We start from the raw sequence: 13,068 nt of genomic DNA on the forward strand, positions 1-13,068 counted from the left end.
AGACCAAATCATAAGTGGTTCACCAATTTTCACCATAATGGTTTACCAGTATCAAAGTGGTAAACCATCGGTGCGCAGGGTGACGGCAAGGAGGGCGGCGGGGGTCGACAGCGGCGGCAGGAACCCTGTATAGATGGCAGTCCAACAGAATCCCTCCGTGCGGGTAAGGAAGCGTCATGTCCGATACGTCCAGGCAGCCATTGTCCGTCAAGCCCCCGCTTCACTCGCCCGGCAGCGATGCCTTGGCCGCCCTGACCGTTACCGAGGCCGCCGCCCAGGTCCGTGAAGGCCGCCTCACCAGTCTGGCGCTGACCCAGGCGTGCCTGGAGCGCATCGACGCCCACGGCGTGCTCAATGCTTTCATCACCGTCGACCACGAGGGCGCGCTGGCCCAGGCCCGCGCCTACGACGCCGCGCCGCCCCCGGCCAGCCCGGCCGCCGCGCGGCTGGGCGGCGTTCCGATCGCCATCAAGGACAACATCCACGTGGCCGGCCTGCCCAATACCGCCGGCACCCCGGCCCTTAAACAGTTCCATCCCGCGCAGGACGCCCCGGTCGTGCAGCGCCTGCGCGCCGCCGGCGCCGTCATCATCGGCAAGACCAACATGCACGAGCTGGCCTTTGGCGTATCCGGCTACAACACCGCCTTCCCCGGCACGCACGGCGAGGGTACGCGCAACGCCTACGACAACCGCCGCATCGCCGGTGGCTCGTCGTCGGGCAGCGGCGCGGCCGTGGGCGCGCGGCTGACGCCCGCCGCCCTGGGCACCGACACCGGCGCCTCCGTGCGCCTGCCGGCCGCCGTCAACGGCGCCGCGGGTTTCCGGCCATCGGTCGGCCGCTACGACGGGGCGGGCATCACGCCCATCTCGCACACACGGGACACGCCGGGGCCGATCGCCAACGGCATGGCAGACATCGTGCTGCTGGACGCCGTGCTGGCGGACGACGCCGAACCGCTGGCGGCCCTGCCCCCCGCAAGCGTGCGCCTGGGTCTGGCCCGCTATTTCTGGGCCGACCTGGACCCTTCCGTGCGCACGGTCATGGACACGGCCCTGGCCGCATTGCGCGACGCCGGCGTGCAGCTGATCGACATCGACATGCCCGATCTGCCGGCCGCCAATGCCGCCGTCGGCATGCCGCTGTGCCTGTATGAGCAGAAGCCCGACCTGATCGCCTACCTGCAACGCTACGACACGGGCGTAAGCTTCGACGAGGTGGTGGCGCAGATCGCAAGCCCCGACGTCAAGGCCATTTTCGACGGGCTGATCGTGCCGGGCGTGCTGCCCACGCCGGACGGCCAGGTCCTGCCGCTAAAGCCGCTATACGACCGCGTCATCGCGGGCCAGCGCGACGCACTGATCGACGTGTACCGCCGCGCGCTCCAGGAACACGCGCTGGACGGCCTGCTATTTCCCACGTTGCCGATCCTGCCGATGCTGGCCACGCCGGAGGCCAGCAGCTTCGAAAGCTTCAGCCGCCTGGCCCGCAACGTCGATCCCGGCAGCAACGCCGGCTTGCCGGGGCTGAGCGTGCCGGCGGGCTTGTCGCCCGAGGGCTTGCCCGTCGGCGTCGAGATCGACGGCCTGCCGGGCGACGACCGCAAGGTGCTGGCCATCGGCGTGATGATCGAGGGCATCCTGGGACGCATCGCCCCGCCCCGGCCCGCCGCCTGAACCGGCGGCCCCATCACCGTTCGCCCTCGGCGGAGCGCAAAAAAAACCGGCCATGCGGCCGGTTTTTCATTTGCGCCGGTGGGCGCCTCAGCCCAGGTTCGGGGCCAGCGTCCGCTTCAGGTCCTCGATGGTACGTCCGCTGCGCTTGGCGTAGTCTTCCAGCTGGTCCTCGCCGATCACACCCACGTTGAAGTACTGCGACTCCGGGTGGCTGAAGTAGAAGCCCGACACGCTGGACGCCGGGTACATGGCGTAGCTGTCGGTCAGCATCATGCCGATGTCGCCACCGTCCAGCACGCGGAACATATCGGACTTGACCACGTGTTCCGGGCAGGCCGGATAGCCGGGCGCGGGCCGGATGCCCACGTATTTCTCGGCGATCATGTCCTCGTTGGACAGGGCTTCGTCGGGCGCATAGCCCCACAAGTCCTGGCGCACGCGGGCATGCAGGCATTCGGCGAAACCTTCGGCCAGGCGATCGGCCAGCGACTTCAGCATGATGCTGGAATAGTCGTCCAGCGCGCGCTCGAATTCGGCTTCCTTTTTCTCGATGCCGATGCCCGCCGTGACGGCGAACATGCCGATGTAATCCAGCTTGCCGGACGACTTGGGCGCAATGAAGTCGGCCAGCGACTTGTTGCTGACGCCTTCGCGCTTGGCGCCCTGCTGACGCAGGTTGCGGTACGTGAACAGCACTTCGCTGCGCGTCTCGTCTTTGTAGATCTCGATGTCTTCGTCGTTGACGCGGTTGGCCGGGTAGAACCCGACCACGCCGTTGGCGGTCAGCCAGCGACCTTCGACGATGCGCTTCATCATGGCCAGGCCGTCGGCGTAGACCTTGCGCGCCTGTTCACCCACCACCTTGTCGTCAAGAATGGCGGGGAACGGGCCGAACAGGCTCCAGGTCTGGAAGAACGGTCCCCAGTCCACGTACTTCACGATCTCGGCCAGGTCATAGCTTTTGAACGTGCGGCGGCCAATGAACTTCGGGCGCGGCGGGGTGTAGTTGTCCCAATCGATGGCCGGACGCGAGGCGCGCGCGTCGGCCAGCGGCAGGATCGGCGTGGCCTTGCGGTTGGCGTGGCGGCGGCGCACTTCCTCGTATTCCTGGGCCAGCTCCGCCAGATACGTTTCCGACTGGTCCGACATCAGGTTGGTCGCGACGCCCACCGAGCGGCTGGCATCCGGCACATAGATGACCGGCCCTTCGTAATTGGGCGCGATCTTGACCGCCGTATGCACGCGGCTGGTGGTGGCGCCGCCAATCATCAGCGGCAGCTTGCGGCTACGGAAATAGTCGTCGCGCTGCATCTCGCTGGCCACGTACGCCATTTCTTCCAGGCTGGGCGTGATCAGGCCGGACAGGCCGACGATGTCGGCGTTTTCTTCCTTGGCCTTTTCCAGGATCTGCGCGCAGGGCACCATCACGCCCATGTTCACGACTTCGAAGTTATTGCACTGCAAGACCACCGACACGATGTTCTTGCCGATGTCGTGCACATCGCCCTTGACGGTGGCGATGACGATCTTGCCCTTGGCGCGAACGTCGCCGCCAGCAGCCGCGATCTGGCGCTTTTCCTCTTCGATGAAGGGAATCAGGTGGGCCACGGCCTGCTTCATGACGCGGGCCGACTTCACCACCTGCGGCAGGAACATCTTGCCTTCGCCGAACAGGTCGCCCACGACGTTCATGCCGTCCATCAGCGGGCCTTCGATCACCTCGATCGGGCGGCCGCCGCGGTCGAAGATCTTCTGGCGCACTTCTTCCGTGTCTTCCACGATGAAGGCCGTGATGCCATGCACCAGTGCATGCGACAGGCGCTTTTCAACGTCGGCATTGCGCCAGCTCAGGTCTTCTTCGCGCTTGGCGCCCGAGCCCTTCACCGTGTCGGCGAACTGCACCAGGCGTTCAGTCGGCGTGCGCTCGTCGTCGGGGTCGGTCTTGCCCACCGGCTCCGGCCGGTCCAGCACCACGTCTTCGACCAGGTCGCGCAGTTTCGGGTCCAGGTCGGCGTACACGCCCAACTGGCCGGCGTTGACGATGCCCATGGTCATGCCTTCCTTCACCGCGTAATACAGGAACACGGTGTGGATGGCTTCGCGCATCGGCTCATTGCCGCGGAACGAGAAGCTGACGTTGGACACGCCGCCCGAAATGCGGGCGTAGGGCAGGTTGTCGCGGATCCAGCGGGTCCCTTCGATGAAGTCCACCGCATAGTGGTTGTGCTCGTCGATGCCGGTGGCGACCGCGAAGACGTTCGGATCGAAAATGATGTCTTCCGGCGGGAAGCCCTCTTCCTCGACCAGGATCTTGTAGGCGCGCGCGCAGATTTCCTTGCGGCGTTCCAACGTGTCGGCCTGGCCCAATTCGTCGAACGCCATCACGACCACGGCGGCGCCGTAGCGGCGGCACAAGCGCGCATGATGGCGGAACGGCTCAATCCCTTCCTTCATGGAAATGGAGTTCACCACCGGCTTGCCCTGCACGCACTTCAGGCCGGTCTCGATGACTTCCCACTTCGAGCTGTCGATCATGACCGGCACGCGGGCGATGTCGGGTTCGGACGCGATCAGGTTCAGGAAGCGATGCATGCAGGCCACCGAATCCAGCATGGCCTCGTCCATGTTGATGTCGATGATCTGCGCGCCGTTCTCGACCTGCTGGCGGGCCACGGCCAGCGCCTCGTCGTACTTTTCTTCGCGAATCAGGCGGGCGAACATCTTGCTGCCCGTCACGTTGGTGCGTTCGCCCACGTTGACGTACAGCGTGTCTTCGTCGATGTTCAACGGCTCCAGGCCCGACAGGCGGGTCTTGACCGGAATGTCGGGCACGACGCGCGGCGTCAGCGACGTGACCTTGTCCGCGATGGCGCGGATGTGGTCCGGCGTGGTGCCGCAACAGCCACCCGACATGTTGACCAGACCGGCGCGGGCAAACTCTTCCAACAGCGCGGACGTGTCGGCGGGCGTTTCGTCAAAGCCGGTTTCCGCCATGGGGTTGGGCAGGCCGGCGTTGGGGTACACGCAGACATAGGTGTCGCAGATCTTGGACAGTTCGGCCACGTAGGGGCGCATCAGCGCGGCGCCCAGCGCGCAGTTCAGGCCGATGGTGACCGGGCGCGCATGGCGCACCGAGTTCCAGAAAGCCTCCACGGTCTGCCCGGACAGGATGCGGCCGGACGCGTCGGTCACGGTGCCCGAGATCATCACGGGCAGGCGGATGCCGCGCGCCTCGAACACTTCCTCGGTCGCGAAGATGGCGGCCTTGGCGTTAAGGGTGTCGAAGATGGTTTCGATCAGGACGATGTCGATGCCGCCGTCCAAGAGACCGTTCAACTGTTCGATATAGGCCACGCGCAATTCGTCGAACGTGACGTTGCGCGCGCCCGGGTCGTTCACATCGGGCGAGATCGACGCGGTCTTGGGCTGCGGGCCCAGGGCGCCTGCCACGAAGCGGGGCCTGTCGGGCGTGCTGAAGGCGTCACAGGCCTCGCGCGCCAACCGGGCGGACACCAGATTCAGTTCGTAGGCCAGTTCCGGCAGGTCGTAGTCGCCCTGCGCGATGGTGGTGGCGCCGAAGGTGTTGGTCTCGATGACGTCCGCGCCGGCTTCCAGGTACTGCCGGTGGATCTCGGAGATCACGTCGGGCCGCACCAGCGACAGCAGTTCGTTGTTGCCCTTCACGTCCTTGCCGTGGTCGGCGAAACGCTCGCCACGGAAGTCTGCTTCGCCCAGCTTGTAGCGCTGGATCATGGTGCCCATGGCACCGTCCAGGATCAGGATGCGCTTGCCCAGCAGGCGGGCGAAATCACCGCCCTGGGTATAGGCTTCGGGCGGGTACGGCAGGCGTGGATACGACACGGGCAGGTCCGGCAATGGGTTGGCTTCAGAGGCGACGCTGTGGCTAAAAAGCAAAAACCACTGAAAAAACAAGCCTTGATCGTAACAAAACGGGCTCCCTCGCGCCCTCGGGTGATACAGTTTCGGCCCCGAACCGGTGCTTTCGGCGCAACGGGCTTGCAAGAACGCAACACTTGCCAGCCGCGCGCGAAAGGTAAACGGGAAACAGGAAGACGGCCGCCCGGGCCGCCGCGTCGCCCACAAAGCGCCCCGGCACGCCCCCCTCGCCGTCCAGCCTGTGCTGCCCCCGCAACGGTCCCCATGCGCGCTTTTTTTGCGCCCATGGCAGCCCGATACCGGCCAGTTCGCTCGTCAGGAAGTCCATGCATCGCCGCCCGGCCCAACCGGCCGGCTGCGGCGCGGGCCTCCTTCCCATCGTGATTGACCTGCGGGGTCGCGGGTCGCATCGAGGTTACGTAGATGAAAGCCCGCTCCATCCGGCGTTACGCCGGCGCCCTGCTCTGTTCCGCTCCGGCCATCGCCGCCGCCCAGCAAACCGCCCCCGCCACCCCCGAACTCGACACGATCACCGTCACCGCCCAGCGCGTGCCGACGGACGGCCGCACCCTGCCGGTGTCCATTTCGGTCATCACCGCCGAAGACATCGCCGCCAGCAGCGCCCGCACGATGCAGGACCTGCTGTCGACGCAAGCCGGCATCAATCTGATCAACACCAGCAGCTCGAGCGACAACGCGATTGTCGACCTGCGCGGCTTCGGCATTACCGGCGCCAGCAACACGCTGATCCTGATCGACGGCGTGAAGCAAAACACCAACGACCTGTCGGCTCCCAGCCTGGGCGTGGTGCCGCTGGACCAGGTGGAACGCGTTGAAATCGTGCGCGGCAGCGGTTCCGTTCAATACGGCGGCGGCACGACCGGCGGCGTGATCAACATCATCACCAAGTCTGATTTCTCGAAAGAGCCGGTCACGGCCCGCGCCACCGCCACGTTCGGCAGCTACGGCCTGCGCCAGTACGACGCCGCCGTTGCGATGAACAACGAGAAGGTCGGCGTTGACGCCTACATGCAGTCGCTGCATTCGGACGGCTACCGCGACCACAGCGGCGAGCGCCGCGAAGGTGGCGGCGGCGGCATCACCCTGCGCCATAGCGATGGCTCGATCCGTCTGTACGGCCGCACCACCACGCAAAAGCTGGAACTGCCCGGCCCGCGCCTGATCAGCCCGTCGACCGGCGTGAACGAATTCCAGGACGACCCGCGCGGTTCGAAGAACGACGTCGACTACGTCAAGACCACGACCACCACCTTCGGCCTGCAAGTCGAACAGGCGATTGGCGTTGGCACCTTGTACGCCGACCTGTCGACCCGCGAAAAGAAGCTGAACGGTCTGTCGTACGACGGCTTTGGCGACACCCTGCGCGACCAGAAGCTGGAAGAGAACATCGCCAGCGTGCGTTATCGCCTGCCGATCAACGGCGGCCACAGCATCGTCTTTGGCGCCGACGCGCAAGAATCCAAGACCACCGCGAACCAGAACGCCTACTACGACTTCGAACCGTCGAAGTGGCAGTCGCGCCAGCACCAGTACGGTCTCTTCGCCGAAGGCCAGATCCGCGCCACCGACAGCACCTACGTCACGGCCGGCGTGCGCCGCCAGTATGCGTCCGACGACCTGGAAGTCCTGAGCGGTTCGGGCACCGCGTCCGATCGCGGCAACCACCTGACCGCCTGGCAACTGGGCGTGCGCCAGGACCTGTCCGCCGGCTTCGGCCTGTACGGCAAGGTCGGCCGCAGCTTCCGTCTGCCCAACGCCGACGAACTGCTGTCGGTGCAACAGCCGCTGGCCCCGCAAACGTCCACCGACAAGGAAATCGGCGTGACGTGGCAAGGCGCCGCAAGCAGCGCCCGCCTGTCGTACTTCCGCTATGACCTGACCAACGAAATCCAGTACAACCCGCTGGCCGACGGTATGTGGGGCCCAGGCACCGGCGCCAACACCAACCTGGATCCGACCCGCCGCCAAGGCATCGAACTGGAAGGCCACACCGCCATTTCCAGCAGCGTGACGCTGGATGCGAACGTGACCTGGATGGAAGCGCAATTCCGTTCGGGCACCTACGCGGGCGTGGACCTGGCCGGCAAGACCGTGCCGCTGGCCCCGAAATGGCTGGCGAATGCCGGCGTGACCTGGCGCCCCACCGACGCCTTCCTGTGGAACGTGTCGGCGCAGTACGTGGGCAAGTCCCGCATGGACAACGACCAGGCCAACCAGTTCGACAAGGAACTGGACGCCTACGTGCTGTTCAACACGAAGCTGGCCTATAAGTTCACGCGCAACATCGAAGGCGCCATCGGCGTGAACAACATCTTCGACCGCCAGTACGCCACCTACGGCATCCGCGGCGGCGATGCGTCGTTCCAGATGCTGGGCCCCGTCGCCAACTACAATCTGTACCCGGCGCCGGGCCGCAACTTCTACGCGTCGCTCACGCTGCGCTATTGATCGCGGACATCCGATATAGTCGGCGTACTCCGCTGACCCTATCGGTCCCTGCATGACCCTCGCACGCGCCTTTCCACGCATCGCTCCCGGGCTGCTCCTGACCCTGGGCGCGATGCTGGCCGCTTTCCCGGCCGCCGCCGGCGGCGGGGCAGACAAGCCCGCCAGTCCCGCCATCCAGGTGCCGGACGACAAGGGCCGCACGGTATGGCTGTCCGCGCCCGCACGCCGCGCCGTCACCTTGGCGCCCCACGCCACCGAACTCGTCTATGCCGCCGGCGCCGGCGACCACCTCATTGCCACCATCCGCGGCAGCGATTTCCCTGCCGCCGCCCGGCAATTGCCCATCATCGGCGACGGCACCCAGCCAGACGCCGAACGCGTGGCCGCCGTGCGCCCCGACCTGCTGATCGGCTGGCAGCCCGCCGCGGCCGAACCGCTGACGCGTGTCATGGACAAGCTGGGCGTGCCCGTCTTCTACAGCGACCCCTTGACGCTTGCCGCCATTCCCGACGCCGTCGAGCGCATGGGCATGCTGTTCGGCACCGAGGCGCAGGCGCGGCCCGCCGCCGCCCGGTTGCGCGACCGCCTGGCCGCCCTGACCGCGCGCTACGCCGGCCGCCGCCCCGTGCGCGTCTTCGTCCAGGCCGGGCTGGACCCCATCTACACCCTGAACGACAGCAGCATCGTCAGCGACGCGCTGCGCGTCTGCGGCGGCGTGAACGTCTTCGGGCAAGCGCCCATCGTCGCCCCGCAAGTCACGCTGGAAAGCGTCCTGGCCGCCCGCCCCGAAGCGGTGCTGGCGGGCGTCGCGCGGCCGGCGGACACGCAGCACAACCTGGCCGCCTGGCAGACGCTCGGGCTGCCCGCCGCCCGCGCAGGGCATGTCTACGGAATCGATGCCGACGCCCTGTACCGCCCGGGGCCGCGCCTGATCGACGCCGCCGAAGCCATCTGCGCCGACCTGGACCGATTGCGCTGACCCGCCCGCCATGCAGCACGATCCGCAAATAGTGGAACGCGGGATTTCATTGCACACGCCTGCCGCGCGGCGGCGTGCTTTATCATTCGCTTAACAACCGTCAGTCAGCCTCCCGCGGGCTCCGCTCTTGCGCCCCCGCCCTTTGAACACCGCCATGACCACACAAGACACCCTCACCATCGCCGGACGCGCCTACTCGTCGCGCCTGCTCGTCGGCACCGGCAAGTACAAGGACTTCGAAGAGACCCGCGCGGCGCTGGACGCCAGCGGCACCGAGATCGTCACGGTCGCCATCCGTCGCACCAACATCGGCCAGAACGCGGGCGAACCGAACCTGCTGGACTACGTTCCGCCGTCGAAATTCACGCTGTTGCCCAACACCGCCGGCTGCTACAGCGCCGACGACGCGGTCCGCACCTTGCGCCTGGCGCGCGAACTGCTGGACGGGCACGACCTGGTCAAGCTGGAAGTGCTGGGCGACCCGCACACCCTGTTCCCCAACATGCCCGAAACGCTCAAGGCCACCAAGACGCTGGTCGACGAAGGTTTCAAGGTCATGGTCTATTGCACCGACGATCCCATCCAGTGCCGCATGCTGGAAGACATGGGCGCCGTGGCGGTGATGCCGCTGGCCTCGCTGATCGGCTCGGGCATGGGCATCCTGAACCCGTGGAACCTTCGGCTGATCATCGACCAGGCCCGCGTGCCGGTCGTGGTCGATGCCGGCGTGGGCACGGCGTCCGACGCCGCCATCGCCATGGAATTGGGCTGCGACGCCGTCCTGATGAACACCGCCATCGCCGCCGCGCGCGCCCCGATCCTGATGGCCAGCGCCATGAAAAAGGGCGTCGAGGCGGGCCGCGAGGCCTTCCTGGCCGGCCGCATGCCCAAAAAACTGTACAGCGGCGCGCCCAGCTCGCCGACCGAAGGCCTGATCACCGCCGGCCCCGGTTCGACGAAATGAGCTCACGCCCGCAGGACGGCAACGTCCGTCCCATTCCCCATGCGCTGACCATCGCCGGCGTCGACCCGTCCGGCGGCGCCGGCACGCTGGCCGACATCAAGGCCATGAGCGCGCTGGGCGCCTATGGGTGCGCGGTCATCGCCGCGTTGACGGCGCAGAACACCCAGGGCGTCACCGGCATTTCGCCCGTGCCACCCGCCTTCGTGGGCCTGCAGATCGACACGCTGTTCACCGATGTGCGCATCGACGCCGTCAAGATCGGCATGCTGGGCCAGCGCGCCGTGATCGAGGTCGTGGCTGAAAAGCTGGCCAAATGGGCGCCGGCGCACGTGGTGCTGGACCCCGTCATGGTAGCCAAGAGCGGCGACCTGCTGCTTGAAAAGGAAGCCGTGGGCGCCATGCGCGAAGCCATGCTGCCCCAGTGCACCCTGCTGACGCCCAACCTGCCCGAAGCCGGCGTGCTGCTGGAAGAACGGCCGGTGGAAACCGTCAAGGAAATGCGCCGCGTGGCCGAACGCCTGCGCAACAAGCTGGCGCATTCCGGCGAACGCTGGGTGCTGGTCAAGGGCGGCCACCTGCCTGGCAACGAGACCATCGACCTGCTGCACAACGGCGACCGGATGATCGAGCTGCCCGGCTACCGTATCGAAACCGCCAACACCCATGGCACCGGCTGCACGCTGTCGGCGGCGCTGGCCGCGCTGCTGCCGCAAACCGGGGACGTGCCCGAGGCCGCCCGGCGCGCCAAGGCCTACCTGACCGAAGCCATCCGCCATGCGGAAAGGCTGTCGGTGGGTTCCGGCCACGGTCCGGTACACCACTTCCACGCCTGGTGGTGACTGGATTCAGGCTGAAACGGCCGGCTGAAACATCTGCCGATCGGGCTCGCCGTCACAGGACGCTACGAATCGGTACAATGGCCGGCTGATTCCTCTGTTTTTTCCTGACCGTCATGAACGCTTCGACCCTGCCCGACGTAGAACAAGCCCGCTTCAATATGGTGGAACAGCAGATCCGCCCGTGGGACGTCCTGGACGCCAACGTGCTGCAAGCGCTGTTCGATGTGCGCCGCGAACAGTTCGTTCCGCCGGCCCTGCGCGCCCTGGCGTTTTCCGACCTGGAATTGCCGCTGGAAATCAATGCGGTCAATACCCGCCAGACCATGCTCGCCCCCAAGGTCGAAGCTCGCCTGGCGCAAGAACTGCAGCTGACCAAGGCCGACTGCGTGCTGGAAATCGGCACCGGCTCCGGCTACCAGGCCGCGCTGCTGGGCTATCTGGCCCAACAGGTCACCTCGGTTGAAATCGACAGCCGCCTGGTGACCTTCGCGCAGCAAAACCTGCAGATGAACAACGTCACCAACGTCAAGGTCGAAACCGGCGACGCCCGCAACGGCTGGGGCTCCACCGAATACGACGCCATCCTGGTAACGGGTTCCGTGCCGGTCGTGCCGGACGCGCTGAAGTACCAGTTGCGCGTCGGTGGCCGCCTGGTCGTGATCGTGGGCCAGGCCCCCGTCATGACGGCCTGTCGCATCACGCGCACCACCGCGGCCAGCTTCGAAACAGTGAACCTGTTCGAAACGGTCATCAAGCCGCTGCGTGGCGCCACGGTGTCCCAGTTCAAGTTCTAATCCCCCACCTTGCCGCCAGGCGCCTGCCCCCGACGGGGCGCGCGCCTGCCAGGGCAGCCCGGCATATCGTTGAAAATCATGCGCGTCCGATTGCTTACGGCTTTACTGGTTTTTACCTCTGCCGCAAGCGTCGGTCCGCTGCCCGCATTCGCGCAAAACCTGATCCAGGTCTGGCAGGCCGCGCTGGGCAATGACCCCGCCTACGCCGCCGCCCGCGCCAGCTACCGTGCCGGCCTGGAAAAAGAACCGCAAGCCCGCTCGCTGCTGCTGCCCCTGATTTCCGCCGAAGCCGGCGGGGCCTACCAGGAAACGCGCAGCACCCGCGGCCTGGGCGTGTCGTACAGCGGCGGACGCGGCGTCTGGGACCTGGCGCTGACCCAACCCCTGTTCGATTGGGGCCGCTGGCAAAACTACGAACAATCCAAGCTGATCGTCGCCGACGTCGAAGTGCAGCTTCAGCAGGCCTATCAAGACCTGCTGCTGCGCGTGGCCGACGCCTACTTCAACGTGCTCTACGCGCAGGACACGCTGACCGCCACCGAGGCCGAAAAGGCCGCCGTGGCGGGGCAGCTGGAGTCCGCCAAGCGCAACTTCGAACTGGGCAACGCCACCGTCACCGACACCTACGAGGCGCAGGCGCGCTACGACCTGGTGGTGGCGCAGGAACTGCGCCTGCAGAACGACCTGGACGTGCGCCGCGACGAGCTGGCCAAGATCATCGGCACCCAGCCCGGCGCCCTGGCCGAGCTGCCCTACGGCGTGCGGCTGCCGGCGCCGGCGCCCGCCCGCGTGAACGACTGGAGCACCCAAGCCGAATCCTCCAGCCTGGAGGTGCTACGCGCGCAGCTCCTGACCCGCATCGCGGGCCGCGAGATCCAGATCGCCAAGAGCGGGCACTACCCCACCCTGAACCTGCGTGCCACCAGCGGCAGCGCCAGCGACGCCATCATGCGCAACGCGGCGCCCGGCAAGCCGATCGACAACACGATCGGCGTGGTGCTCTCCATCCCGCTGTACGCGGGCGGCGGCGTGTCGTCGCAAGTTACCGAGAAAGTACAGCTGGAACAAAAAGCCCGCCACGACTTTGAAACCACGCGCCGCCAGGCTGTCCAGGCCGCCCGCCAGTACTACACCGGCGTCACCAGCGGCCTGGCCCGCATCCAGGCCCTGGAAGCCGGCGAGAAGTCCAGCCGCGCCGCCGTGGAGGCCAACCGCACGGGCTACGAAGTCGGCGTTCGCATCAACCTGGACGTGCTCAACGCCCAGCAGCAGCTGTACGCCACCCAACGCGACCTGGCGCTGGCGCGCTACAGCACCGTGCTGTCCGGCCTGCGCCTGAAAGCCGTCAGCGGCATCCTGGCCGAGACCGACCTGGAAGCCATCAACCGGCTGTTGCGGGACCCCCGCTGAGCGCCGGCGCAATCCGGACGGCAAGATGAAAAAAACGGCC

At 66.7% G+C, this 13,068-nt stretch carries 8 protein-coding genes; 7 read left to right on the plus strand and 1 reads right to left on the minus strand.

Annotated features, from left to right (window positions below; translation table 11 throughout):
- The first annotated feature begins 176 nt into the window (after positions 1 to 176).
- Positions 177 to 1,676, plus strand: coding sequence for an indoleacetamide hydrolase (iaaH, locus tag CQ050_RS24735; protein ID WP_105559460.1), 1,500 nt, complete (start codon positions 177 to 179; stop codon positions 1,674 to 1,676).
- An 87-nt stretch (positions 1,677 to 1,763) separates the two neighbouring features.
- Here the strand turns inward: iaaH and metH are convergent, their stop codons facing one another.
- Positions 1,764 to 5,537 carry a methionine synthase gene (metH, locus tag CQ050_RS24740; protein WP_105559532.1) on the minus strand — a complete coding sequence of 1,258 codons (3,774 nt, stop codon included), beginning with the start codon at positions 5,535 to 5,537 and terminating at the stop codon, positions 1,764 to 1,766.
- Positions 5,538 to 5,996: 459 nt separating this feature from the next.
- Between metH and CQ050_RS24745 the strand changes: the two genes are divergently transcribed.
- The 6 genes from CQ050_RS24745 (at position 5,997) to CQ050_RS24770 (ending at position 13,028) form a co-directional block, all read left to right on the plus strand.
- Positions 5,997 to 8,042 carry a TonB-dependent receptor gene (locus CQ050_RS24745; RefSeq protein ID WP_105559461.1) on the plus strand — a complete coding sequence of 682 codons (2,046 nt, stop codon included), beginning with the start codon at positions 5,997 to 5,999 and terminating at the stop codon, positions 8,040 to 8,042.
- 52 nt (positions 8,043 to 8,094) lie between these two features.
- Entirely contained in the window at positions 8,095 to 9,021 is a 927-nt protein-coding gene (locus tag CQ050_RS24750) for a cobalamin-binding protein (RefSeq protein ID WP_105559462.1), read from the plus strand.
- A 154-nt stretch (positions 9,022 to 9,175) separates the two neighbouring features.
- The gene (locus tag CQ050_RS24755) at positions 9,176 to 9,985 is read left to right on the plus strand and encodes a thiazole synthase (RefSeq protein ID WP_105559463.1); all 810 of its coding nucleotides are present in this window, start codon (positions 9,176 to 9,178) and stop codon (positions 9,983 to 9,985) included.
- Positions 9,982 to 10,824: a bifunctional hydroxymethylpyrimidine kinase/phosphomethylpyrimidine kinase gene (thiD, locus tag CQ050_RS24760; protein WP_105559464.1), complete on the plus strand. Its 843-nt coding sequence runs from the start codon at positions 9,982 to 9,984 to the stop codon at positions 10,822 to 10,824. Before CQ050_RS24755 ends, thiD begins: the two co-directional genes overlap by 4 nt.
- A gap of 113 nt (positions 10,825 to 10,937) precedes the next feature.
- Positions 10,938 to 11,618 carry a protein-L-isoaspartate O-methyltransferase gene (locus tag CQ050_RS24765; RefSeq protein WP_105559465.1) on the plus strand — a complete coding sequence of 227 codons (681 nt, stop codon included), beginning with the start codon at positions 10,938 to 10,940 and terminating at the stop codon, positions 11,616 to 11,618.
- 78 nt (positions 11,619 to 11,696) lie between these two features.
- Positions 11,697 to 13,028 (plus strand): TolC family outer membrane protein, encoded by a 1,332-nt coding sequence (locus CQ050_RS24770; RefSeq protein WP_105559533.1) that lies wholly within the window; start codon positions 11,697 to 11,699, stop codon positions 13,026 to 13,028.
- Positions 13,029 to 13,068: the final 40 nt, after the last annotated feature.

Origin of the sequence: Achromobacter sp. MYb9, from assembly GCF_002975275.1 — a bacterium.
Taxonomy (GTDB): Bacteria; Pseudomonadota; Gammaproteobacteria; order Burkholderiales; family Burkholderiaceae_B; genus Achromobacter.